The 24412-nt window shown below is 63.7% G+C and carries 19 protein-coding genes; 11 read left to right on the top strand and 8 right to left on the bottom strand.

Annotated elements, in window-relative coordinates:
- Positions 1-21: 21 nt before the first annotated feature.
- Positions 22-456, bottom strand: a complete 435-nt coding sequence (locus tag DQ230_RS08440; protein ID WP_113912147.1) for a PaaI family thioesterase — start codon at positions 454-456, stop codon at positions 22-24.
- Positions 457-586: 130 nt separating this feature from the next.
- Between DQ230_RS08440 and rpe the strand changes: the two genes are divergently transcribed.
- Positions 587-1276, top strand: a complete 690-nt coding sequence (gene rpe / locus DQ230_RS08435; protein ID WP_113912146.1) for a ribulose-phosphate 3-epimerase — start codon at positions 587-589, stop codon at positions 1274-1276.
- On the opposite strand, the gene pbpC is transcribed toward rpe, so the two are convergent.
- Positions 1273-3306, bottom strand: coding sequence for a penicillin-binding protein 1C (pbpC, locus tag DQ230_RS08430; protein WP_238987465.1), 2034 nt, complete (start codon positions 3304-3306; stop codon positions 1273-1275). The genes rpe and pbpC overlap by 4 nt on opposite strands.
- A gap of 4 nt (positions 3307-3310) precedes the next feature.
- A complete protein-coding gene (locus DQ230_RS08425) occupies positions 3311-8713 on the bottom strand; it encodes an alpha-2-macroglobulin family protein (RefSeq protein ID WP_113912145.1) in 5403 nt (1800 codons plus the stop codon).
- A gap of 145 nt (positions 8714-8858) precedes the next feature.
- On the opposite strand from DQ230_RS08425, the gene DQ230_RS08420 reads away from it, so the two are divergent.
- The gene (locus DQ230_RS08420; protein WP_113912144.1) at positions 8859-11036 is read left to right on the top strand and encodes a response regulator; all 2178 of its coding nucleotides are present in this window, start codon (positions 8859-8861) and stop codon (positions 11034-11036) included.
- Here DQ230_RS08420 and yaaA read toward each other — a convergent pair.
- From yaaA to DQ230_RS08405, 3 genes are all read right to left on the bottom strand, one after another.
- Positions 11033-11800 (bottom strand): peroxide stress protein YaaA, encoded by a 768-nt coding sequence (gene yaaA, locus DQ230_RS08415; protein WP_113912143.1) that lies wholly within the window; start codon positions 11798-11800, stop codon positions 11033-11035. The two genes, DQ230_RS08420 and yaaA, sit on opposite strands and share 4 nt — an antisense overlap.
- Positions 11801-11827: 27 nt before the next feature.
- Positions 11828-13864, bottom strand: coding sequence for a DNA helicase RecQ (gene recQ, locus DQ230_RS08410; RefSeq protein WP_113912142.1), 2037 nt, complete (start codon positions 13862-13864; stop codon positions 11828-11830).
- A gap of 82 nt (positions 13865-13946) precedes the next feature.
- On the bottom strand, positions 13947-14234 hold the full coding sequence (locus DQ230_RS08405; protein ID WP_113912141.1) for a YggT family protein: 288 nt from the start codon (positions 14232-14234) through the stop codon (positions 13947-13949).
- Between the two features lie 167 nt (positions 14235-14401).
- Here DQ230_RS08405 and DQ230_RS08400 point away from each other — a divergent pair, with 167 nt between their 5' ends.
- The 9 genes from DQ230_RS08400 (at position 14402) to DQ230_RS08360 (ending at position 21262) form a co-directional block, all read left to right on the top strand.
- Positions 14402-15739, top strand: a complete 1338-nt coding sequence (locus DQ230_RS08400; RefSeq protein ID WP_113912140.1) for an MFS transporter — start codon at positions 14402-14404, stop codon at positions 15737-15739.
- Between the two features lie 44 nt (positions 15740-15783).
- The gene (gene mepA / locus DQ230_RS08395) at positions 15784-16623 is read left to right on the top strand and encodes a penicillin-insensitive murein endopeptidase (RefSeq protein WP_238987469.1); all 840 of its coding nucleotides are present in this window, start codon (positions 15784-15786) and stop codon (positions 16621-16623) included.
- A gap of 281 nt (positions 16624-16904) precedes the next feature.
- Positions 16905-17327, top strand: a complete 423-nt coding sequence (gene arfB, locus DQ230_RS08390) for an alternative ribosome rescue aminoacyl-tRNA hydrolase ArfB (protein WP_113912138.1) — start codon at positions 16905-16907, stop codon at positions 17325-17327.
- A 133-nt stretch (positions 17328-17460) separates the two neighbouring features.
- Positions 17461-18072: a ribonuclease D gene (locus DQ230_RS08385; RefSeq protein WP_113912137.1), complete on the top strand. Its 612-nt coding sequence runs from the start codon at positions 17461-17463 to the stop codon at positions 18070-18072.
- Positions 18069-18686, top strand: coding sequence for a hypothetical protein (locus DQ230_RS08380; RefSeq protein WP_238987464.1), 618 nt, complete (start codon positions 18069-18071; stop codon positions 18684-18686). Before DQ230_RS08385 ends, DQ230_RS08380 begins: the two co-directional genes overlap by 4 nt.
- Before the next feature lie 5 nt (positions 18687-18691).
- Positions 18692-19186, top strand: a complete 495-nt coding sequence (locus DQ230_RS08375; protein ID WP_203228027.1) for an LptA/OstA family protein — start codon at positions 18692-18694, stop codon at positions 19184-19186.
- Positions 19183-19953 carry an LPS export ABC transporter ATP-binding protein gene (lptB, locus tag DQ230_RS08370; RefSeq protein WP_113912135.1) on the top strand — a complete coding sequence of 257 codons (771 nt, stop codon included), beginning with the start codon at positions 19183-19185 and terminating at the stop codon, positions 19951-19953. Before DQ230_RS08375 ends, lptB begins: the two co-directional genes overlap by 4 nt.
- A 224-nt stretch (positions 19954-20177) precedes the next feature.
- Positions 20178-20741: a ribosome hibernation-promoting factor, HPF/YfiA family gene (gene hpf, locus DQ230_RS08365; RefSeq protein ID WP_113912134.1), complete on the top strand. Its 564-nt coding sequence runs from the start codon at positions 20178-20180 to the stop codon at positions 20739-20741.
- Between the two features lie 56 nt (positions 20742-20797).
- Positions 20798-21262 (top strand): PTS sugar transporter subunit IIA, encoded by a 465-nt coding sequence (locus tag DQ230_RS08360; RefSeq protein WP_113912133.1) that lies wholly within the window; start codon positions 20798-20800, stop codon positions 21260-21262.
- A 7-nt stretch (positions 21263-21269) separates the two neighbouring features.
- Here DQ230_RS08360 and DQ230_RS08355 read toward each other — a convergent pair whose 3' ends face one another.
- Positions 21270-22658: a sulfotransferase family 2 domain-containing protein gene (locus DQ230_RS08355; RefSeq protein ID WP_238987463.1), complete on the bottom strand. Its 1389-nt coding sequence runs from the start codon at positions 22656-22658 to the stop codon at positions 21270-21272.
- 39 nt (positions 22659-22697) lie between these two features.
- A complete protein-coding gene (locus DQ230_RS08350) occupies positions 22698-24398 on the bottom strand; it encodes a DUF5927 domain-containing protein (protein WP_113912131.1) in 1701 nt (566 codons plus the stop codon).
- Between the last annotated feature and the right edge of the window lie 14 nt (positions 24399-24412).

Here is a 24412-nt window from a genome sequence, read left to right as displayed (position 1 = left end):
GGGCTTCCAGTCACTGGAAGGTCAAGAGGCGCCTTGCGTCAAGGGCCCGCTGCGATAGCGAAATACGCCGGTTGCGGTGGCGAGGGTGGCGCCGGTCTCATCAACAACGACGGCCTCGGCAAAGTAGGTCTTGCGCCCGCCCCCGATGCGCCGCCCGGTGGCGATCAGGCGGGTGCCCTGCAACTGGCCGACATAATTGACCGTCATCGACAGCGTCAGCGCGTTCTGTTGCTGGCCCGGAACGCCGGTATAGCATCCGGCATACCCCATCGCCGTATCCAGCAGCAGCGCATGAATGCCGCCATGCAACAGACCCTGCCGGTTTTTCAGGATGTCATCAAAATCCGCCTCGACCACGGCAATATCCTGCGCCCATTCGGTCAGGGAATATCCCAGCACCTCCTGCAATTTATAGGGGGCTTCAAGCTCTGCGGGGTTCAACGGTCGGTCAGTCATGGCGGGCCTCTCTGGCAGTCACTAGGCCACTTGGTTACATAAACGCAAGGGCGCCGCAATCGCGCGGCCCTTGACCTTGCCCCTGTGCAGGCCCCATTTATGCCGCAGCAGCAATCCCCGGAGCCAGCCCATGACATTTGACCGCAAGATCAAGATCGCCCCGTCGATCCTATCCGCCGATTTCGCCGATTTCGGCCGCGAGATCCAGGCGATCGAGGCCGAGGGCTGCGATTGGGTGCATGTCGACGTGATGGACGGGCATTTCGTGCCGAACCTTACCTTCGGCCCGCCCCTGCTCAAGGCGATCCGCCCGCATATCCAGACGGTGATGGACGTGCATCTGATGATTTCGCCGGTCGATGCCTATATCGACGCCTATGCAGATGCGGGCGCCGACATCCTGACCGCGCATCTGGAGGCCGGGCCGCATATCCACCGCACGCTTCAGGCCATTCGCGGCGCAGGCTGCAAGGCCGGGCTGGCGCTGAACCCCGGCACCGGGCTGGATGCGGTGCCGCATCTGCTGGATATGATCGATCTGGTCTGCGTGATGACGGTGAACCCCGGCTTTGGCGGGCAGAAGTTCATTCACAGCCAGATCGAAAAGGTGCGCAGCTTGCGCGCCATGATCGGTGACCGGCCCATTCATATCGAGATCGACGGCGGCATGACGCCGGAAACCGCGCCCCTGATGGCAGAGGCGGGCGCCGATGTGTTCGTCGCCGGTTCTGGCGTGTTCAAGGGCGGCAGCGTCAGCAATCCGGCGGTGTATGGCGAGAATATCCGCGCCATTCGCGCGGCGGCCGAGGCTGCGCTTTAATCCAGCCTGACCGTCACCCGCGCGCTGCGACCCAGCGCGTCGATCACCGCGATCTGGCTGAATCCAGTGCCGAGATTGTCCAGACTGGCCTGCTGCGCCTGCACATTGGTCAGCAGCGGCAGGCCATTGGCCATGAAAGTATAAGGCGGCTTGCCCCCGCGCACTTTGACCGTCAGGCCGGGATCGGCGGCGCTCATCCGTGCGCCATCGGGCGGAAAGGTCACCTCGGGCGCGCCGGGGTCGGGGGCAAAGACGGCGCCGCGCCCGGTGAACCGCTGCAAGGGTTGCGGCAGTTCGGCGGTCGAGACGATCAGCGTTTCGGGCGGCGGCGGGGGTAGCGGCTCGGGGCGGGATTTCAGCCGCTGGAACGCCTCAAACAGGATCGGCGCGGCCAGATCGCCGCCAAACGCGCCCGGCACCGGGGTGCCGTCGGGCCGCCCGATCCAGACACCGGCCACGTGCGCGCCGTCCCAGCCCAGCGCCCAGGCGTCGCGGTGGCCGTAGGACGTGCCGGTCTTGTAGGCCAGCGCGCGGTGCGGTGCGCCTTGGGGCGGGGCCAGACCGGCAAGGATATCGCCCACCTGCCACGCGGCGGCAGGGCTGAGGATGCGGGTGGATGCCAAGGGTGCCCCCTGCCGCCAGCGCAGCGGGATCGCGTCACCGCCACGCGCGAGGGCCGCATAAAGCTGCACCATATCCGTCAGCGTCACGCCGACGCCGCCCAGCGCCACGGCAAGGCCGGCCTGATCGCCGGGCAGTTCGGGGCGCACTCCCGCCCGGCGCATCGCGTCCATCAGATGGGCCGGGCCGATCTCGTCCATCAGGCGTACAACGGGGATGTTCAGCGACTCGCGTAACGCGTCGGTCACCGTGATTTCGCCGCGAAAGTGGCCGTCGAAATTCTGCGGGGCGTAGCCGCCAAAGCGCGCGGGCGCGTCATTGATCAACGTCTGCGGATGGGCCAGCCCACGGTCGAACGCCATGCCATAGATCAGCGGCTTCAGCGCCGATCCGGGCGAGCGCAGCGCGTTTGTCATATCGACAAACCCCTGCCGCGCGCCCGGCTGAAACCCCGCCGATCCGACCGAGGCGAGGATATCGCCGCTGCGGTGATCGGCCAGCACGATGGCGACCGACACGGCGCCGGGCAGGGTGCGCACGGCGCGGGCGGCCAGCACCTCCAGCTTGGATTGCAGCGCGGCGTCGATGGTCAGATCGTGGCGCAGCGCGGCGGGATCATCCGCGACGGCGCGGTCAGCCAGATGCGGTGCGAGCGCCGGGAAGGGGCGGCGACTATGCGGAACCGGCTCCAGCCGTGCCGCCTGCGCCGTGTCATCATCCAGCACGCCTTGCCGCGCCATTCGGTCTAGCACGCGGTCGCGGGCGCGGCGCGCCGCCTCGCGGTGGCGGTCCGGGCGGCGGGTTTCGGGCGATTGCGGCAGCGCCACGAGCAGCGCAGATTGCGCGGGGGTCAGGCGCGCGGGCTCCTTGCCGAACCATGCCCGCGTGGCGGCGCGGATGCCCTCGATATTGCCGCCATAGGGCGCGCGGGTCAGGTAGAGATCAAGGATCTGCCGCTTGGTCAGCTGCCGCTCCAGCGCCAGTGCCAGCCGGATCTGGCGCAGCTTGCCCGCCCATTGGCCGGTGCTGCCATCCTCCATCAGCCGCGCCACCTGCATGGTCAGGGTCGAGCCGCCGGAGACGATACCACCATGCCGCAGCGCCTGCACCACCGCGCGCGCCATCGCCCGCAGATCGACGCCGGAATGGCTGTAGAACCGGCGGTCCTCATAGGCGACGAGCATGTCCAGAAAACCCGGATCGACCGCCCCCGGCGCCAGCCGCCAGCGGCCATCGGCCACGGTATAGACGCGCAAGGTGGCGCCGTTTCGGTCCAGCACCTCGACCCCCGTTGCGCTTAGCAGCGGGGGCATGGGCGTGCGATCCACCCAGGCGTTCAGACCGTCGCGCGCGCCCGCCGCCATGGCCAGCGACAGGGCGAGCGCGAAGATCCAGACGTGCGCGCGCATGGGCCTACTCGGTCACTGTCATCTGGCCGGTATCGGTATTCGCGCGGTATTCGCGGCGATACATATCCTCGACCGTGGCGGCGGGGTGGTGATACTGCCCCGGCGAGACGGCGCGCACGATATAGGCCAGGTTGAACGGCTGGCTCTGACTGCCCGTGACGGCGGCGATGAACCGGTCCGAGCGGAATTCGCTATGCTCCGCATAGGTGGTTTCCAGCCAGTCCAGGCTGCTTACATCGCCGGAGGAGATCAGGTTCGGGTTATCGATCTCCAGCCCTGCCGGCAGCGGGTCGTCGATGATCAGCCGCGCCTCGGCCTCCTCGAACGGGGTCACGGTCAGCACCGCCACCAGCCGCGTGCCCGATGGGACGCCGTCCAGCGACGCGGGCGCGCCGTCCATGTCGTAATACTGCCGCCGGATCGCGTAGCCATAGCCATCCGCCGGGCCGGGCACACGCGGCACGCCGAAGGTGGTCAGCGTGATGTCGGTATCGCGCATGGCCGTATTGGTGATCTGCTGCGGCTGGACCGTTCCCGCCTCCAATTTGCGAATGAACGGGCCGGTGACGGGCGCGCCGTTCAGCGTCAGCCCCTGCGCCGACATGTCGTCGATCAGGGCGCGGGCGGCCAGCAGGCTCCACGCTTCCTCCTGCGTGGACAGGTGCGGGCCGCTGGTGCGCAGGCTGCGGGCCAGCGCGTCGCGGTCGCCCACGTTGCTGCCCGCCTCGACCAGCAGCGCCAGCACGCCGGCACGGTCGCGCAGGGCGGTGCCGTAATCGGCGCGCCACATGCGGGTGTCATCGGCGGCTTGAACACTGCTGAGCGCGGCACTGAACATCCGGTCGGCGCGGGTCTGATCGCCGTAGGAGGCCAGCGCGGCGCCGAGTTGCGCTTGCGCCAGAGGCGTTGCAAAATCGCCGACCTTGACGTCGGCATAGTAGCGCAGATCGCCCATCGCCGCCGCGCCCTCGCGCGCGAGAACCATCAGTGCATAGGCGATATCCTGACCGCCATTGTCGAAATCGGGGGCATAGTTGACGCGGTTGCGCAGGTTGTCCATCGCCATGCCAAAGGCGCGGTCCGGCACGTCAAACCCCTCGGCGCGGGCGCGCGACAGGAAATCGGCCACATAGGCATCCAGCCAGAAATCGCCCGATTCCGCCTGCCACATACCGAAGGCGCCGCTGCTGGTCTGGCGGGTCAGGACCTGCGCCACGGCCGCATCAACGCGCGCCTTGATCGCGCCGTCATTGCCGATCCCGAGGGCGGTCGCGACTTGGTTGAAGTAAAGCAGCGGCAGCGCGCGGGATGTCACCTGCTCGGTGCAGCCGTAGGGGTAGCGGTCCAGCGATTGCAGCAGGCCCGGCACGTTCAGCCGCGCCAGTGCGCCGGCGGAAATGACGGCCTCGCCCGTGCCGGAACGGTATCCGGCGAAGACATCCTCGGTCAGCGTGAAGGTGTCGCCCGCTGCGAGTTGGAACTGGCGCGTTTCTGAAATGGCTGGATCATTGGCGCGCACCGGCAGGGTCAGCGATTTGGTCAGCTGCTTGCCGTCCGGCGTGGTCAGGGCAATGCGGATCGCGTAATCGCCCGCCTCGCCTGCGGTGACGGGCAAGCGGAAGCTGTGCTTTTGCCCCTCGGTCAGATCGAAACCCGACGGCACATCGCCCGCCAGCGTCACGCCGGGGGCCGTGATATCAAGGCCGACGCGCCCGGTGGGGCCGGTGGCGTGGACGATCTCCAGCAGCATCGTGCTGCGGTCGCCCGGCGCAAGGAAGCGCGGCACCGAGGCGGTCAGGACCACTGGATCACGCACCAGCACGTCGCGCTCGGCCTGCCCGACGCCGCCCGCGCTCCACGCGATGGCCATCAGGCGCACGGTGCCGTTGAAATCGGGGATATCAAAGGACGCCTCGGCGGTGCCGTCCGCGCCCACGGTCAGCGGGCCGGTGAAGAAGGCCACCAGCTCCTCGGTCGGCGGGGGCGACTGGCGGGACAGGCTGCCGCCCGCATCGCCGCCCGAGCGCACCGTGCCGGCCGCGCCGTTCATGCCGTCGATGAGGCGGCCATAGATATCGCGGATCTCGACGCCCAGCCGCCGCTGGCCAAAGTAATGCGCCGAAGGGTCGGGGCTTTGATGCCCGGTCAGGTTCAGAATGCCCAGATCGACGGCGGCAAGCGTGACAAAGCCGGTCTGCCCCGCCAGCCCGTCCACCTTGACGCGGGCGCCGAGCGCGCCGCGCGGGTCTGCCGTGTCGGGCGCCTCGATCGTGACGTTCAGTTGCCGGGCGCCCGGATCAATCCTGGCGTAGGCCAGCCCCAGCGACCGCGCCGGGTTTTGCCCTGCGGCCACGTCCATCGGCCGGATCACCTGCGCGCTGACATAGGCGCCGGCGCCCCAGTCATCGGTCACGTCGACCGGGATGACGTTTTCGCCCTCTGTCACCTCGACCGACTGGCGGCTGATGACGCGGTTCGACATGACCGTGATCAGCGCGGTGCCGGCATAGCGCGGCACGATGCGCAGCTGCGCGGTATCGCCGGGGGTGTAGGTTTCGGCATCAAGCGACAGATCCAGCGTATCGGGCGCCCTGCTGCTGTCGGCGGGCGCGTACCAGCCCGCGTAGAAATCGACGGAAGAGGCGACATAACTGCCGCCCGTCCGCTCGACCAGCAGCTCATACTGGCCCCAATCGACAGGGGCGGTGACACTCAGCGGCGCGGCGCCCGCCGTGCCCTCGCCAGTGGCGACGCGGGCGCGGGTTGTGATCGGCTCCCACTTCCAGTCGCCGTATTGCTGATACCATTGATAGCGGGTGGTCACGCGGTTCAGCGTCCATTTCACCGGCATGTCGGTGCGCGCCAGATCGGGGCTGACGGCGATGATGTCGAACGCGGCCTCGGTCCCTTGCGGCACGACACCGCCCGAGGCCGGTTTGATCCCGATCATGGCACTTGTGGGCGCCAGCGTGCGGGTGATCTGCCGTTCGACCGGGCGGCCCGATCCCTCGCGCAGGCGCAGGATGGCGGTGGCCTCATGGGGTTGGGTGGCGTCGATATTGTCGGGCATCTCCAGCGGTTGGGTCAGGATGCCGTCCGCGTCCGTTTCAGCGACGTCGAAGAACTGGACCTGCGGCCCGGCGTCAGAGTCATATCTGCCGAACATATAGCCGGGGAAATCGTCCAGGCTGCGGGCCGGACGCAGTACCAGCTGGCCCTCGGATTTGAGGCCCGCACCGGGCGCGCCGAAGAGGTATTTTGCCTGCACGCTCAGCGGCGGCAGCGCACCGGGGGTCAGGGTGCCTTCGGGCAGCGACAGGGTGAAGTCGATGCGCTCGGGCAGGAAATCCTCGACCAGAACTTGCGCGCTGGCCAGCGCCGGGGCCTCCAGATCGGCCTTGATGTCCAGCGCCCAGGTGCCTCGCGGCGCCGTCTCGCCCACGGGGAGGGTAAAGACATGGCCGCCGGCCGTGTCCTCGGCCGACAGGTGGCGCGCGTACTCCACCCCGTCGGGGCGCGTCAGGATCGCGGTCAGCGGCAGGCCGGTGATTGCCTCGGCGCCGTCATCACGCGCAAGGGCGGTGGCATGGATCACCTCGCCCGCGCGGTAGGCGCCGCGATCGGTGGCAAGGAACACATCGACGGGCGGGGCGGGCGGGCGCCCCTCGACGCCGCGGTCGGACAGATCAAAGGCCGGGTCGGTCAAAGACAGAAACGCCGCATCCTCGTCGCCCTGCCTGGCGGTGACCAGCGCAGGCGCCGCGCCGCCGGTGCCGCGCGTGAGACCGGCATCAAAGCGCACATGACCGTCCGCATCTGTCTGCGCCGTGCCCAGCACCGCATTGGCGCGCGACAGCAGCGTCACCTCGATCCCGTCCAGCGCGCCCGCGCTGGCAAGGCTGCGGGCAAAGACATGCAGGCCGTCATTGCCCATCAGTGTGGTCAGCCCCAGATCGGTCAGCACGAACCACTGGGTCGCGCCGGAATCGTCATAGGCATCGACGCCGGGGACGCCCGCGGTGAGCGTGTAAATCCCCGGCGGCTGGTCGGCCAGAACATCGCCCAGCGGCAGGCGGGTGGTCATCGTCTGGTTCAACTGGTTCTGTACCTCGCCAGTGCCGGTCCAGACATCCTGCGCGATGCTATCCGAGAAATGGTCAAGGTCATAGCCGTTCAGCGGCCGCCCGAAATAATCGTCCTGAATGGCGCGCAACAGGTTGCGGTCGCTGACCCGGCGCAGTGACAGCTCGACCGAGTCCAGATTCACCGTCTCGACCGGCAGCGCGGCATCGGCGGCGCGGGGCAGCATATAGGCGCGGCCCGGAAACCGGACCTGCGGCGCGCGGTCGCGCACATAGGCGGTGATTTCGACATCTTTCAGCAACGCCTCGCCACCCGCGGCCGGCAGGCCCCGGCGGAAGGTGATGCGATACCGCTCGCCATGCTGCACGCCGTCGATGCAGATCTGCCGCCCCTCTGGCTGCACCACAAGGCCGGGATCGGGCAGGCGCACGAACGGCGCGTAATCGGTGCCGGCGGCAATCAGATCCTCGGTGAATTCGGCGCAGATGCGCGGGGTCGCGCTTTCGTTGTCGATGGTGTTTTCACTGATGCGAAAGCCGTATTTGGCCGCTGCGTTGTCCAGTGCATCGGTGACATCGGCACGCGGATCAATGTCGCTGGCCAGACGCAGCGCCTGCACGGTCTCGCGGCCCCGGTCCTGACGCTCCAGCGCATCGGCGAGGATCAGCAAGGCGTTGACGCGCGCGCCATCGGACAGGCCGCGCAGATACCCGTTTGCGGCGGCACTGATCGCCTTTTGCGTGTTTTGCGCCGTGTCCTGCTCCAGCATCAGAAGCAGCCGGGCATATTCTGTCCAATGATCGCTGGCATCGCTGCTGGAGGTGGCCGCCCCGGCCCAGCGCATGGCGTTCAGGATGTCGCCCTCGGTAATGCGGTCCTGCGCGGCCTGCATCATGGCCTGCGCGGTATAGGCGCCGCCGGGATGTTCGCGTCCGATGCTGTCGGCCTGATCGCGCACCTCCTGGATCGCATAACTGCCCAGAAATTTCAGATCATCCGCCCGCGCGGCGGCTTGGGCCAGCACCTTGGGGTTGGTGTCTGAAATACGGGCGGATATGGCGCCGACAAAGGGCGTCTCATCGCTGACCGTGCTTTTGGGAAAGCAGGCGCTGGATTTCGTGTTGAAGGTAAAGGCCTGGCAGGCCGGCGTGCCAAGGCATGTGGCCTGACATGCCTCGTACGTGGTGTCGAACAGCGCCGTCAGGTCCGAGCCGTAGAAATCCACGTCGCGCGTGATCACTGCGCGGCGCTCCGGCACGGCAGGCTCCGCGACGAGCGGCGCGGCGAACAAGGCGAGGCAGAGCGATAGCAGAACACGGCGCATGGCGGATCCCTTCAAGGCGGCACTGGCGTCATGGTGCCACGCAGGCCGGCATTGAGCAATGATTCCGCAGGCGCGTTAAACGCTTGTTCACCTTCCTGCGCGATTGTCAGGGGGGGGCAATGGAATGGCACGGCGGAGGAGCGGCATGAGCCTTGCCAACAAACTGGCTGAAGAACGGCGCGGCAGGCTGGCGGCCGAGCGTTTGCTTGAGCAAAAGCAGGCCGAACTGCACGCGGCCAATCAAAAGCTGGGCAAACACGCGCGCGCCCTGTCGGACGAGATCGTCGTCACCCGCGCCAAGGTTCAGACCGCGCTGGACGAGAATCAGCGCGTCAAATCCGATCTGCATGTCGCCAACGAAAAGGTGCAGGTGGCCGAGCGGCGATTGTGGCACTCGATCGAGACGATTCAGGACGGGTTTGCCTTTTTCGATGACAGCGGGCGCATGATTGCCGCGAACAGGGCCTATATTTCCGTCTTCGACGGGCTGGACGGGATCGAGCCGGGCATCAGCTATGTCGAAATCCTGCAACTGGCCACCGAAGAGGGGATCGTGAACATCGGCGACCAGACCCCCGCCGCCTGGCGCGAGGATATGCTGGACCGCTGGCAAAGCCAGACGCCCGAGCCTGTGGTGATCCGGTTGTGGAGCGGCGAATACATCAAGCTGATCGACCAGCGCGGCCATGATGGCGATGTGGTCAGTCTGGCGCTGAACATCACATCGACCATCCGGTACGAAAAACGCCTGAAAGAGGCGCGCGCGCGGGCGGAGGCGGCGAACCGGGCGAAATCATCCTTCCTTGCCAATATGAGCCATGAGATCCGAACGCCGATGAACGGTGTCGTCGGCATGGCGGACCTGCTTAAGGAAACCGACCTGACCGAAGAACAGCAGCTTTATGCCGACACGATCAAGAATTCCGGCGAGGCGCTGCTGGTGATCATCAACGATGTGCTGGACTACTCAAAAATCGAAGCGGAAAAGTTGGTCCTGCATCCGGAACCCTTCGATCTGGAGAAGTGCATTCTCGAGGTCATCATGCTGATGCAGCCCAAGGCCCGCGATCAGGGGCTGGAGATTTTGCTGGACTATGACCTGTTTCTGCCGACGCAGTTCATCGGCGATCCGGGTCGCCTGCGGCAGGTGCTGACGAACCTCATGGGCAATGCGATCAAATTCACGCAAAAGGGCCATGTCATGATCCGCGTGACCGGCGTGCGGGATGATGACGGCGCTGCGCAGGTGCATGTAACGGTCGAGGGTACCGGCATCGGCATTCCCGAGGGCAAGATCAAGCATATATTCGGTGAATTCAATCAGGTGGATGACGAGCATAACCGCCGCTACGAGGGCACGGGGCTGGGCCTTGCCATCTCGCAGCAGCTGATCGGGCTGATGGGCGGTGATATCTGGGCGGACAGCACCATCGACGTCGGATCGACCTTCGGGTTTCGCATTTCCCTGCCGCTGGCAGATCCGTCAGACAGCGCCGAACCTGAACGCGCCAGCAATATCCGCCGCGCCATGATAGTCGATAGCCAGGACGCAACGCGTATTGTTCTGCAAAAACAGATGGAGCTTTTGGGCATCGAAACCATCACTTGCGCTGCCGCTGCCGAGGCGCTGGCGCGGATGGATGCGGGCATTGATCTGGTTGTGACCGCGCATCAGATGCCGGGCATGAACGGTCTGGATCTGGCCGAGGCGCTGGATGCGGCCGGGCATACGGCGCGCATTATCCTGCTCAGCAGCAATACCGGCGCGGCCGAGCAGCATCCGGCCCGGCGGCTTTTGCATGCCGTCCTGCAACGGCCGGTGCCCCGGCGCGATCTGATTGCGCAGTTGCGGTCCCTGCCGCCGCGATGCGATGCGGATGGATTGACAGCCGATGCCGCCCCGCGCCGGATGCGCGTGCTGGCCGCCGAAGATAACAGGACGAACCGCCTGGTGTTCTCCAAGATGCTGAAGACAATGGATATCGACCTGACCTTTGCCAAAAACGGGCAGGAGGCGGTCGAGCAATACCAGTCATTCATGCCTGATATCGTTTTCATGGACATCTCCATGCCCCTGATGGACGGCAAGGCGGCGACGCGCCGTATCAGGCAGATCGAGCAGGGCAGTGGCCGCCATGTTCCGATTGTCGCGATGACCGCCCACGCGATGGAAGGGGACGATGCCGGCATTCTGGCGGCCGGGCTTGACCACTACCTGACCAAGCCGCTGCGCAAGGCGGCGATCCAAGCGCATATTGTGGCGGCCTGCCCGGCGCAGGTCCACCCGCCGGCGCCGCCCCCGCCCGTGGCAGGGGTGGGTTAAGCGTTGCCAGCGTCCGGATCGCGCAGGAAAACCGGTTTGTTTTCCTCGGACATATCGGCGCGATAGGAATAGCCCCCGCTATCGAAATCCGTGATCGAATCCGCATCCGCAAGGCGGTTCTGGATGATGAAACGCGCCATCGCGCCGCGCGCCTTCTTGGCGTAGAAGCTGACGATTTTCGGGGTGCCGCCCTTGTCCTCCATGAAGACGGGGGTGATGACGCGCAGCTTCAGTGCATCCAGATCGACAGCGCCGAAATATTCCTGACTGGCGCAGTTGACCAGCACATCGGCCTTCACATCGGCGGCGTGCCGGTTCAGCGCCTCGGCGATGCGGCTGCCCCAGTAGTCATATAGCGATTTGCCCTGATCCGTCTTCAGCTTGCTGCCCATTTCCAGCCGGTAGGGCTGGATCGCATCGCGCGGGCGCAACAGGCCGTAAAGCCCGGACAGGATGCGCAGATGATCCTGCGCCCAGTCCATTTCTTCAGGGTCGAGGCTGCCTGCCTCAAGCCCCTGATAGGTGTCCCCGGCAAAGGCCAGCGCGGCGGGCTTGCTGTCCATCTCGCCGAAATTGGCAAAACGCTCGGCGTTCAGTTTGGCCAGATCGGCGCTGATGCTCATCAGGTCCTGCAATTCGGCCTGGCTGAGTTTGTTCGCGATCGCGGCCAACTCCTTGGCATCCTTGGCAAAGCCGGGGATGGTGGCGGCAACATCCGTGGGCGACATATCCAGTTTCTTGGCGGGCGAGATGACGACGAGCATGGGGTGTCCTTTCAGATTTCCCTATATCTAGTCCGCGTCTTGCAAAACGTCCATGAACGCGGGGCCAAACCGCTCAGCGCGTTTGTCGCCAAGGATGCGCGCCATCTGCGCCGCATCGCGGGGACGGGTTTCGGCAATCCGGGTGATCAGCGTGGTTGAACAGCTCAGCGGTTTGTCCAGACCGTCCGCGCCGCGGGCCAGCTGGTTTTGCGCCTCGATCAGGCGGTCAAACAGGCTGCCCGCCGGGCGCCCGGCCAATTTGCGCCGCGCGGGATGCATCTGCGCCGCTTCGCCGTTGATGACCGACAGGAACGCATCACCGTACTGCTCCAGCTTCTTGGCGCCGACGCCGCCGATGCGCGCCATCTGGTCCAGCGTGGCGGGGCGCGCCTCGGCCATTTCGATCAGGGTGCGGTCGTTGAAGACGATATAGGCCGGCACATTCTGCGCCTCGGCAAAGGCGCGGCGCTTGGCCTTGAGCGCCGACAGAAGCGGCGCATCCTCGTCCGATACCAGCGCCTTGACGGCCGGGCGGCGCTCGCTGCTTTGCACGGTGTCCTTGCGCAGGGTGACATTTGCCTCGCCCTTCAGAATGGGCACGGCGGGGTCCGTCATGCGCAGCGCGCCGTGCCGCTCGGGATCGGGGCGCACCAGATCATGGCCCATCATCTGGCGGAATATGGCCTGCCAACTGCTCTTGGACATATCCTTGCCGACGCCGAAGGTGGGCAGCGCATCATGGCCGCGCTGGCGGATTTTTTCGGTATCCTTACCGGTCAGGATGTCGATCAGATGACCTGCGCCGAAATATTCGCCGGTGCGCAGGATCGCCGACAGCGCCTTGCGCACTGCCTCAGTCCCGTCGAACGTGGCGGGGGGGGTGTCGCACAGGTCGCAATTCTTGCAAGGTTCGGTGTCCTCGCCGAAATAGCCCAGCAGCTTGACCCGGCGGCATTCCAGCGCCTCGGCGAGGCCCAGTAGCGCGTTCAGGCGTGCGTGATCGGCCATGCGGCGTTCGGGTGGGGCCAGCCCCTCGTCAATCTGGGAGCGGCGCAGGCGGATATCATCAGGACCGTAGAGCGTGAGCGTCTCGGCAGGGGCGCCGTCGCGGCCCGCGCGGCCGATTTCCTGATAGTAACTCTCGATGGATTTGGGCAGATCCGCATGGGCGACCCAGCGAATATCAGGCTTGTCCACGCCCATGCCAAAGGCGACGGTGGCGACCACGATCAGCCCATCCTCGGCGTTAAAGCGCCCCTCGACATGGCGGCGGGTGTCCGCCTCCATCCCGCCGTTATAGGCAACCGCGTTGTGCCCCGCCTCGCGCAGCGCCTGCGCCAGTGTTTCGGTGCGCGCGCGGGTGCCGCAATAGACGATGCCGGACTGGCCCTTGCGGGCCTTGGCAAAGTCCATGATCTGGCGGCGGGGGCTATCCTTGGCCTGAAAGGCAAGGTGGATGTTGGGCCGGTCGAACCCGTGCAGAAACCGTTCAGGCGGGGCGCCGTCGAACAGCTTTTCGATGATCTCGTCTTGGGTTTCGGCATCCGCGGTGGCGGTGAAGGCGGCGAGCGGCACATTCAGGGCGCGGCGCAACTCGCCGATGCGCAGGTAATCGGGGCGGAAATCATGGCCCCATTGCGACACGCAATGCGCCTCGTCCACAGCGATCAGGCTGACACCCGCGCGGCGCAGCATCCCCATGGCCGATCCGGCGGCAAGGCGTTCAGGCGCGATGTAAAGCAGCTTCAGGCGGCCCGCCTCCAGCGCCTCCCAGACGGCGGCGGTCTCCTCCTCCGTGTTGCCGGAGGTGAGCGCGCCGGCCTCGACCCCGACGGCGCGCAGGGCGCGGACCTGATCGCGCATCAGCGCGATGAGCGGCGAGATGACAACCGTGACGCCCTCGCGCATCAATGCAGGCAGCTGGAAACACAGGGATTTGCCGCCACCCGTCGGCATGATTGCCAGAACGTTGCGGCCCTCCGCCACAGCGGTCACGATGTCCTGCTGTCCGGGGCGGAAGGCGTCGAATCCGAATATGTCCCTTAAAAGGGTGGCGGCGGGCATGGTGCATTCCTGCAAGTTATATGGGCTGACCTTACAAGAGTATTTTCACACTAAGATTCGGTGAACAAGGCCCGGTATTATGTCACGCAAAGCCAAAAATGACCGGCAGCACATAGGCGCGCAGCGAAATGACCGCAATCAGCGCCACCAGCGGCGCCAGATCCAGCGGGCGCGTGTCGGGCAGGATGCGGCGGATGGGCTGATAAATCGGCTCCAGCAGGCGGTTCAGGCCATCCCAGATCTGTGCGACCAGTGGCTGGCGCAGGTTCAGCACCTGAAAATTGATCAGCCAGCTCATGATGATGTGAACGATCATCACGAAATAAATGACGCTGAGGATAAGTTGCAGCGGTCCGTAAATTGCCAGCATCGTGTGAATTCCCCTGTTTAAATTCGCCTTGGAGGTAAGCCGCGCAGCCGCAAAGCGCAAGGGCGCGCAGGGCTGTGATGGCGTCAGGAAATCCTTGCGGTCAGTCGCCGCAGGCCGTCATAAGCGGCAATATTCGATTTCAATGACTTCGCTGTTTTGAGGCCGACATGAGATTTCCGACATATCGCCGCCGTATCTGGGGATGGTTTTTCTTTGACTGGGCCAGCCAGCCCTACAACACCCTTTTGATAACATTCATCTTTGCCCCCTATATCCAAGAGCTGATCGGCGACGGCGCAAGGGCGCAGACGATCTGGGCCACGGGCATTGCCGTGGCGGGCATCGTGATCGCGCTGGGCGCGCCTGTGCTGGGTGCGCTGGCGGATCATTCAGGCGCGCGGATGCAGTGGATCAAGGTGTTTTCGGCCATGTACGTGGTCGGCGCCTGCGGCATCTGGTGGGCGACGCCGTATGATCTGAACCTAGTTCTGGTGCTGGTGTTTTTCGTCATCGGCATGATCGGGATGGAGTTTGCGACGATTTTCACCAACTCCATGCTGCCCGATATCGGCAAAAAATCCGAGATCGGGCGCATTTCCGGCAATGGCTGGGCGTTTGGCTATGTCGGGGGATTGGCGGCGCTGATGGTGGTGCTGCTGTTTTTTGCCGAAAGCGCCAGCACGGGCAAGACGCTGCTGGGCATTGATCCGGCGCTGGGGTTCGATGCGACGCGGCGCGAGGGGACGCGGTTTGTCGGGCCGCTGACCGGGTTCTGGTACGTTGCCTTCATGGTGCCGTTTTTCCTGTGGGTGAAGGAGCCCGCCCGCAAGCCCGGCAGGGCGTTGGCGGTGGGGCAGGCGCTGAAAAATGTCGGGCACACCATTCGCCACCTGCCGCAAACACCGTCGCTGTTTGCCTATCTGGCCTCGTCCATGTTCTACCGTGATGCGCTGAACGGGATGTATTTCTTTGGCGGGATTTATGCGGCGGGCGTGCTGGGCTGGGATGTGGTGCAGGTTGGTGTTTTCGGCATCGTTGCGCTGATTTCCGGCGCGTTTTTCGCGTGGGCCGGGGGCCATGCAGATGACAGGTTCGGGCCAAAGCGCGTCATCGTGTCCGCCATTCTGGCGCTGCTCGCGGTGGCGGTGTCGATCGTGTTCATCTCGCGCACGCGGGTGTACGGGGTTGACCTTGAGCCCGGCTCGGCCCTGCCGGATGCGTTGTTTTACCTCTGCGGGGCTGTGATCGGCGCGGCGGGAGGGGTGCTGCAATCGGCCAGCCGGACGATGATGGTGCGGCAGGCGCGGCCAGGTCATATGGCGCAATCCTTTGGCCTTTACGGGCTGGCGGGCAAGGCGACGGCGTTCATCGCGCCCGCCCTGATCGGCGTGGTGACGGCGGCGACAGGCAGCCAGCAGATTGGCGTCAGCCCGCTGATCGGGCTTTTATTGATCGGCTTGGTGCTGTTAGTCTGGGTGAAACCACAGGGAGATCCGGCCGAATGATTGCACAACTCAGGGCGCTTGCCCTTACCGCTGCTGCGGCACTGATGGTGCCGCTTGCGCTGCCTGCGATGGCGCAGGGCAAAGAGGCCAAACAGCTGTTTGGTGCCGCGCGCGTCGGATCGGCGCAGCAGCCCGCGCCATTCGGCAGCTATGCCAAGGGCTGCATGGCCGGCGGTGTGCAACTGCCGCAGACCGGGCCGACATGGCAGGCGATGCGTCTGTCGCGCAACCGCAACTGGGGCCATCCGCAGCTGGTGAATTTCGTCACTGATTTGTCGGCGAAGGCCGCGCGCATGGGCTGGAACGGCCTGTATGTGGGCGATATGAGCCAGCCGCGCGGCGGCCCGATGCTGAGCGGGCACCGCTCGCACCAGTTGGGGCTGGATGCCGATATCTGGCTGATGCCGCCGCCGCGGCTGAACCTGACCATCAACGAGCGGGAGAACCTGTCGGCCACGTCAATGCGGCGGGCCAATGGCGCCTATGTCAATTCGGGGTGGACCCGCGGCCAGCATGAGGTGCTGAAAGCCGCCGCAAGCGATCCGCGCGTGGCGCGCATCTTCATCTTTCCGGGTGCCAAGGTGCAGATGTGCAAGGACGAGACAGGCAACCGCGACTGGCTGCGCAAGATCCGGCCTTGGTGGGGGCATCACTATCATTTCCACGTCCGCCTTGCCTGCCCTGGCGGCGCAGCCGGATGCGTCAACCAGGCGCCGCCGCCACCGGGCGATGGCTGCGCCGAGGCGCAGGAATGGGTGGCCAATATCCTCAACCCGCCAAAGCCCAAGCCGCGCGATCCGAACGCGCCAAAACCCAAGCCAAAGCGCGAGCTGACGATGGCCGATCTGCCACAGCAATGCGTGGGCGTTTTGCAATCGCAATAAGCGGTCGGTGAACGGGGCCGAAATTTTGTTTTGACATATCAAAATTTTGTGCCAAGCTCAGGGTGAGTTTAATCAACGAAAGGAGGTGGTCCAGTGTCATTAGAGGTATTGGAGCGGGGTGTCGGAACAGTCAGGGAGGCGCGTATCTGAGGCAGTCCTCGGATATTTGAAGCGACCTGATTGGTGCGCCTAACCGGCCCACCTCCGAAAAACTTCTAGAGGGCCGTCCCATATCGGGGCGGCCCTTTCGATTTGCCGCGCAAGGCACTAGATTGGCAGGCATGTTGCGCATCACAGACACCATAGCGATCGAAGACTGGGAGCTGACCGAGCAATTCGTGCGCGCCAGCGGTCCCGGCGGGCAGAACGTCAACAAGGTCGCCAGCGCGGTCGAGCTGCGCTTCGAGGCTGAACGCTCGCCCAACCTGCCGGACCCGGTGAAACGCCGCCTGAAACGGCTGGCCGGGCGGCGCTGGACACTGGACGGCACGCTGATCATCCAGTGCGACGAAACGCGCCATCAGGCCCGCAACCGCGACATCGCGCGCGAACGTCTGGCCGAACTGATCCGCAAGGCGACGGAAAAGCCCAAGCGGCGGATTCCGACCCGGCCAACGCTGGGGTCGAAAAAACGCCGTCTCAAGGCGAAAAAAGCGCGCGGCGACGTCAAGGCGCTGCGCGGCAAGGTCGAGGGCGAAGGATAGCGCGCCGTTCTTCAGGATTTCTAAACGTCTCTGGCATAGGAATTCGGCGGCAGCGCCAGCCCGGAGGTCAGATATTGGTGGCCCGCCGGTTCGATCCTATATATCGCATGTCCAAAGACGCGAAGGGACTGACATGACGAACACTCTTTATCAGGGCGATCTGCCGGACGGTCTGGATCTGGGCCCCGTTGTGGCGATTGACTGCGAAACAATGGGCCTGCATCCACATCGCGACCGGTTATGCCTTGTCCAGATGTCCGGCGGCGATGGCAATGCGCATCTGGTGCAGATCGCCAAGGGCCAGACCGATGCGCCGAACCTACGCGCGATGTTGACCGACCCGAATGTGTTGAAACTGTTCCACTTTGGCCGGTTCGATATCGCGGCGATGCAGAACGCCTTTGGCGTCGTCGCTGCGCCGGTCTACTGCACAAAGATCGCCAGCAAGCTGATCCGCACCTACACGGACCGGCATGGTCTGAAATACCTGCTGAGCGAACTGGTGGGCGTCGATATCAGCAAACAACAGCAAAGCTCGGACTGGGGTGCGCCCGAACTGACCAAAGCACAGCTGGATTATGCCGCGTCCGATGTCCTGTATCTGCACAAGTTGCGCGACGCATTGAATACCCGGCTGGTGCGCGAGGGACGCATGGAACTGGCGCAGGCCTGCTTTGATTTTCTGCCGACACGCGCGGCGCTGGATCTGGCAGGCTGGCCCGAACAGGATATATTTTCGCATTGATCCGCAGGGGCGACAATTTTCACACACGCTTGGTCAACTGGGCCAAGGTCATCCTGCCGCTGGTTGCGCTGGGCCTGTTGTCGACCCTGTTCCTGATATCGCGGAAGGTTGATCTGACCGATCAGCTACCGGTTGCGAATGTGGATCTGGCGCAACGCGCCATCGATCAGGGCGTCACCAATCCCAGCTTTGCCGGCGTCGCGTCGGGCGGCGAGCAGGTGTCGTTCAGTGCGGAATTTGTCCGGCCCGATCCAGCGGACCGCGACATCCTGCTGGCGGAGCGTGCGCAGGCCAGGCTGCGTCTCAATGGCGGCGGCGTTGTCGACATCACATCGCAGCACGGCACGACCGACCAGCGCGAAATGACCGCAAGGCTGGACGGAGATGTGCGGTTTGAAACCACCACGGGCTATGACATCCGCACTGACAGCATCAACACGCGATTCAGCACGCTTTATGCCGAAACGCCGGGCGCCATCACCGGCACCGGCCCGCCCGGCGATCTGAATGCGGGGCGTATGCTGCTGACCTCGGACCCTGAAACCGGCGCCGCAAATTTGCGGTTCACGGACGGGGTCAAGCTGATATACATGCCCGCAAAGCCGGAGGACTGACCGAAATGCAGCGTTTCATCCAAGTGATCCTCCTTGTCTGCGCCGTCTTTGTGTCTGGCGGCGCGCAGGCGCAGGGCATGCAGGTCGCCTTTGGCAGCACGGTGCAGGACAGCGGTTTGCCGGTCGAGGTGACAGCGGAAAATCTGGACGTCGATCAAACAGATGGCACGGCGGTTTTTACCGGAAACGTGTTGATTGGACAGGGCCAGATGCGGCTGTCCGCGCCGCGTGTTCTGGTGGTGTATCTTGAAAACCGCTCGGGCATTGCCCGGCTGTCGGCCACGGGCGGCGTCACGCTGGTCAGCGGTGACGACGCTGCCGAGGCGCAAAACGCCGATTATGATGTCCAGACAGGTATGATCGCGATGTCCGGTGATGTCCTGCTGGTGCAGGGCGCAACCGCGCTGACTGCGGATAACATGGCGGTCGATACCGTCGCCGGCACCGCGCGCATGACCGGGCGGGTCAAAACCGTGCTGCAACCCGAGCAGTCGCAGTGACAAGGCCGGATCTTCATATCGCAGATGAAAGCGACACCGATACGTCCGGATTGATCGTGCGCAATCTGCGCAAGAGCTACAAGAAACGGGTGGTGATCCGCGATGTTTCCCTGCGCCTGCGCCAGGGCGAGGTTGCGGCGCTACTGGGTCCGAACGGGTCGGGCAAGACGACGACATTCTACGCAATCGCCGGCCTGATTTACCCCGAGGGTGGCCGCGTGACCATTGACGGGCGCGATGTGACCAACCTGCCGATGTATCGCCGGGCCAAGCTGGGGGTCGGCTACCTCCCGCAGGAGATGTCCATTTTCCGCGGTCTGTCGGTCGAGGATAACATTATGGCAATCCTCGATATTTCCGTTCGGGAATCGCACAAGCGCCGCGAGCGGCTGGAGGAGTTGCTATCGGAATTCTCGGTCGAGCATCTGCGCCGCGCCTCTGCCATGGCCCTTTCAGGGGGCGAGCGGCGGCGCGTTGAAATCGCCCGTAGTCTGGCAGCAAACCCCAAATACCTGCTGTTGGACGAGCCGTTTGCAGGTGTCGATCCGATCAGCGTGGCCGATATTCGGCACCTTGTCGCTGACCTGAAAAAGCGTGGTATCGGCGTTTTGATCACAGACCACAATGTGCGCGAGACGCTGGAGATTGTCGACCGCGCCTATATCCTGCACGATGGCCAGGTGCTGATGTCCGGCACCCCGGCGGAGGTGGTGGCAAACGAAAACGTGCGCCGGGTTTATCTGGGCGAAAACTTTCGCATATCCTGACAAATATCGGCAGATTTCCCTGCCTCCGGTGCGATGATCATTGACAAGAGCGCTGGAAAACGCCTCAATCAGGTATGGCATTTAACAATTTCAAACACCCTGATCGACGTGAGGTGCGTTGAAATCGTTAATAAAATGTCATTTTCCTGCAGCCCTTCCCGGCAGCCCGAGGGGCGCATTTGCGTTATCGGGACCGGGCGGGCGCGCTTTTTGAAGGAGACATCATGCGCTATCAAATCTCTGGCAAGCAGATCGACATTGGCGAAGCCCTGCAAACCCACGTAAAGACCGAACTGGGTGAGGCAGTGGCAAAATATGCCGAGCGTCCGGTCAATGCGACGGTGGTTTTTTCCAAAAGTGCCAGCGAATATTCGTGCGAAGCGATCGTTCATTTGTCGACGGGTCTGACCGCACAGGCAACCGGCAAGGCGCATGAAATATATGCCGCGTTTGATGCCGCCCGCGAGAAAATGGACAAACAGCTGCGCCGCTACAAGCGCCGGTTGAAAGATCACCACAAGGACCGGTCGCAGCCGGTTGAACTTTTCGGGGCGTCCTCGTATATCCTCGCCTCAGAAGACGAAGGAGTGGATTCGGAGCCGGAAAGCCTTCAGCCCATCATTGTTGCCGAAATGCAGGCGCAAATCCCGTCGCTTTCCGTTGGAGAGGCCGTGATGCAGATGGAGTTGGCCGGGGCTCCCGTTCTGGTGTTTCGAAACGAGGCAAAAAGCGGTGTAAACGTGGTCTACCGCCGTGATGACGGCAATATCGGGTGGATCGATCCGTAAAACGGGTCAGGTGATGCGGGGCCGGAACCCGGCGGATCTGGCCATCGGAGCAGTGAATGGATATTCCCATGATCCTGAAGCCAGGAGCCGTGCGCGTTTTGGGCGCCGCATCTAGTAAAAAGCGCCTCATGCATGAATTGGGTGACATCGCCCATGCGGTGTATGGCGTAAATGCGCAGGCCGCTGTCGACGCCCTGCAAGCGCGCGAGTCGCTGGGCCCCACCGGTGTGGGGCACGGCGTGGCGCTGCCGCATGCGCGTCTGGACGATATCGACCGTGTGGTCGGGGCATTCGTGCTTTTGGAAAAGCCCATTAACTTTGACGCGGTCGATCGGCAGCCAGTGGACCTGGCATTTGCGCTGTTTGCGCCGCGCGAAGCGGGGGTGGACCATCTCAAGGCGTTGGCGCTGATTTCACGAACGCTGCGCGATGCGCAGCTTTGTGCAAAGCTGCGGGCGAACCCCGATCCGGCAACGCTTTACACCATTATGACCGAAGCGCAGTCAATGCTGGCTGCATGACGCGCGGCTAGCGCCAGCGGTCCCATCCAAACATGATGTAGTCGCGCTGATAGATATCGGCGACGGCGGTTTCGATTTCGTCGTCGTAGATCTCGGCCAGGGAGTAGGGATGGTCAGGCGGCGCGACTGCAATCGGCGGCGCGTCCGGGCGGCCGACCTGTTTGGCAAGCGCGCTAAGCTGCCGGGGCATTTCATCCTCTCGAATGATGATGTCGGGCAACGCGAACTGCGCCATGCCTTGTAATACCGCAGCCTGAGTGGCCCAGTTTGCATCAATCCGCACGCTGGTTTGGCCGCGCAGATTGGCACGCAGAAAATCAAGAAACGCGGTGAAGGCCAGATAATGGGCGCGCCGGTCATAGCTTTCGTCGGGGCCACCGCCCGGAATGGGGAGTTTGTGAAAATTGCGTAGCACCCGCCGGATTTCGCCCAACGATTCCGGTCCGCGATGCAGGATCCGCTGGCAGAATGCCGCATGCGCGCGCGCAGCCGGATGGCGCAGCACGGTGAAGCTGCGATGCCCTGTGGCCTGACGCATCCATTGCCGCAGCGTCTTCTGGTTCAGCTTGGTTTGCAACTGATCTGCGTTGACAGCGTCCAGTGCGGCCATCCACGCGGTTACCTCTGCTTCGGGACCGGATTTGATCGGCATGTAGAGCAAGGGCGCGCGATGCGCGACGATGTGGGATGGTACGGCCGCGCCCCGGCGCGGTTCAAAATCGGGCGTGCGGGTCAGGTTGAACCGGTCGATCCCGGCCAATGCCCGTGTCATTTCATCAAAATTAACCACTTTTTCCGCCAGCGGTTGCGGATTTTGAATTTTCAACACGCTGTCGGATGCCTCCAGCCGTTCATCAACGCCCAGATACTGCGCAAGGCCATTGATTACGTCCAGATCGTTCAAATCCTCGTAGGAAATGTAGAACGCGGTTTGCCCGGATTTTTGCAGACGGTTCATGACCTCAACCTGAAAGGATTGAAGCGTCGTGATGTGCTGCTCAAACTCCTCCGGATCGAAATGCGCCTTGGCGTCCTTGCGGCGTTTGACGTTGGTCAGCTTCCACTGGCCGGTTTCCTGCGCGATTTTCCAGCTTACATAGCTGTCTGCGGGATTGCGCGTAAGGATGACCTTGGCGCAGCGCGGATCGGACAGGCAGATATCCAGCGCGCGGGCATCATGGTCGTGAAACAAACGGAAGCCGCCTATCCCGGTCGATGCGGTGCGGATAGTGTCAATCAAACGCGCCGGATCACCCTCGCGCATTGCCTGAGTGATGCCCAGAATTTCTGTCCGCTTTGGATAGCCGATGAAGGCCGGGTTGAACGCCTCGCCGTGGCACTCGATGCCTGCGAATGAATTCAGATGCGCCTCCAGCAGGTTGGAGCCGGTGCGCATTTCTGCAAGCACTACAAAATAATCAAACTGGGGCATTTGTTACCGTATCAAATAGGGTTTTCGCGCAGGTGTCCTGGTATCTTGAACGTCATGCACGACCGGGAAATTACCCATCAGATATGGATGCATTCCCTGATTTTTGAGGTTTTGCAAAAACTGCCCGAACCCGGCCAGATCCGCCATCTGCGGAGCCTCTGACAGGCCCCGCTGCGTGCGCTGGGGGGCGATTTCATCGATGATGGTTTGCAGCGGCTCCATCGGCGCCTCGATAAATTCGGCCATTGTCCAGATGCGCACGCGCGCCTTGGTCCAGCTGGAGCGCAAAATCTCAAGGTGTTTGGATTCGATCTGTTGCAGCAGGGCTGCCTCCCGGCGGATGTCGGCAAAGTTTTTGTCAGACTTGAACAATGGCACCGCCCACGCGCCTGAAATGACGGAAATCTGGGCATTCGGGTCCTTGGCGATGTCCCAGTTTATGTCCTGATTGTCGCGGGGGCTGAATTGAAAACACTGCCTTTCGCCGCGCGTGTTCCAGATCAGGCTGGCCAGAAATGCGCGCGGATTATAGTCGCGCAGCGCGGCACTGTCGCAGAGCGCGCCGTTCATCACGGTCGCGCCTTCGCTGAATTCGGCGCGTTCGGGAGCGAAAAGATGCCCGTGAACGCGTGCGCCGGTGGCGCGGGCCAGCCAAGGCTCGAAATTTTCAAACAGTGCGGAAAAGCCCTGAAAGACGGAATATTTTGCCGATGTCAGGCCATTTTCGCGCGTTTCGGCGGGAAACCGGCTTTGCATATAAAGGCCCGCGCGGCCGCGCGTGCGCCTTTCGACCGCCTTGGAGAAGATGCGGTCAATCTTGGCCGGGTTCGGCTCGGTCCGCTTCATCGCGCTGGCGCTATCGGTGAGGAACGCATCATACAGACGGCAGGCCTGCGGCCATATCTTGCGCGCAACAAAGCAATCGGAGCGGCGCAGTAATTGCAGGTGATCGTCATAGAAAATATGCGGTTTTCCCTGATAATCAAACTTTGACAGGGTCAGGGACCGGCTTTCGATCTGGCGGGAATGCTGCCGCGCGAGGGTCTGGAAATAGCTTTCGTCGGGAATCCACACCTTGGCAAAGTAGCGGTCGTAGGCGCCGCGCTCGGGGTCGGTCAGGATCGCCGAAAGGGTCTGGCGGGTCAGGCACCACCATTGGCTGCCCATATGTGGAACGATCCCGCCGGGAATGCGGCGCCGCATACCGAGCCGCCGCTGAAGCGCGACGTAGCGGTCGAATAGATACCGATGCTTGCGCCAGGAAAACGGGAACCGCAGGGTAAAACGTTCGGCGTCCAGCCCGCCGATCGTCCATGGCACATCGGCGGTTGTCGCGCTTTCGATGAAATCGGTCAGCGGGCGCGCGGCAAGGTAGTCGATCAACTCCTGCACCGGACGCAGCGGCAGGCACGATCCGGATGTCAGATAGACGTGCTGCACATCCGGAAACTCCCGCAGCATCAACTCCGATGCGCTTTGCGATGCGGCAACCAGCCCCCAGGTGCCCCATTCGCAGCGATGGCGCCGGGAAAACCGGAGATTTGGCAGATCAGCCACGGATTTCTGAAATGCGCGGAATGTGGCGGCAGGCACGGACGCGTCGGCGTGAATGACCAGCGGGCAGCCGGCGGCCGACCAGTGCCGCGCCACCTGCTCGGCCCGGCCCAGTGCGGTGTGAACCAGCATGACGATACCGACGCTCACCTTGGTATTGTCCC

The organism is Roseovarius dicentrarchi, from assembly GCF_003316635.1.
Classification (GTDB): domain Bacteria; phylum Pseudomonadota; class Alphaproteobacteria; order Rhodobacterales; family Rhodobacteraceae; genus Roseovarius; species Roseovarius dicentrarchi.
Note: the sequence above shows the minus strand (reverse complement) of the source record. Positions and strands in the feature narration are given on the sequence as shown.

Excerpts from the sequence above, each read along its gene's own strand:
- DQ230_RS08440 (WP_113912147.1), bottom strand. The coding sequence starts at position 456 with ATGACTGACCGACCGTTGAACCCCGCAGAGCTTGAAGCCCCCTATAAA.
- rpe (WP_113912146.1), top strand. The coding sequence starts at position 587 with ATGACATTTGACCGCAAGATCAAGATCGCCCCGTCGATCCTATCCGCC.
- pbpC (WP_238987465.1), bottom strand. The coding sequence starts at position 3,306 with ATGCGCGCGCACGTCTGGATCTTCGCGCTCGCCCTGTCGCTGGCCATG.
- DQ230_RS08425 (WP_113912145.1), bottom strand. The coding sequence starts at position 8,713 with ATGCGCCGTGTTCTGCTATCGCTCTGCCTCGCCTTGTTCGCCGCGCCG.
- DQ230_RS08420 (WP_113912144.1), top strand. The coding sequence starts at position 8,859 with ATGAGCCTTGCCAACAAACTGGCTGAAGAACGGCGCGGCAGGCTGGCG.
- yaaA (WP_113912143.1), bottom strand. The coding sequence starts at position 11,800 with ATGCTCGTCGTCATCTCGCCCGCCAAGAAACTGGATATGTCGCCCACG.
- recQ (WP_113912142.1), bottom strand. The coding sequence starts at position 13,864 with ATGCCCGCCGCCACCCTTTTAAGGGACATATTCGGATTCGACGCCTTC.
- DQ230_RS08405 (WP_113912141.1), bottom strand. The coding sequence starts at position 14,234 with ATGCTGGCAATTTACGGACCGCTGCAACTTATCCTCAGCGTCATTTAT.
- DQ230_RS08400 (WP_113912140.1), top strand. The coding sequence starts at position 14,402 with ATGAGATTTCCGACATATCGCCGCCGTATCTGGGGATGGTTTTTCTTT.
- mepA (WP_238987469.1), top strand. The coding sequence starts at position 15,784 with ATGGTGCCGCTTGCGCTGCCTGCGATGGCGCAGGGCAAAGAGGCCAAA.
- arfB (WP_113912138.1), top strand. The coding sequence starts at position 16,905 with ATGTTGCGCATCACAGACACCATAGCGATCGAAGACTGGGAGCTGACC.
- DQ230_RS08385 (WP_113912137.1), top strand. The coding sequence starts at position 17,461 with ATGACGAACACTCTTTATCAGGGCGATCTGCCGGACGGTCTGGATCTG.
- DQ230_RS08375 (WP_203228027.1), top strand. The coding sequence starts at position 18,692 with ATGCAGCGTTTCATCCAAGTGATCCTCCTTGTCTGCGCCGTCTTTGTG.
- hpf (WP_113912134.1), top strand. The coding sequence starts at position 20,178 with ATGCGCTATCAAATCTCTGGCAAGCAGATCGACATTGGCGAAGCCCTG.
- DQ230_RS08360 (WP_113912133.1), top strand. The coding sequence starts at position 20,798 with ATGGATATTCCCATGATCCTGAAGCCAGGAGCCGTGCGCGTTTTGGGC.
- DQ230_RS08355 (WP_238987463.1), bottom strand. The coding sequence starts at position 22,658 with ATGCGCACCGGCTCCAACCTGCTGGAGGCGCATCTGAATTCATTCGCA.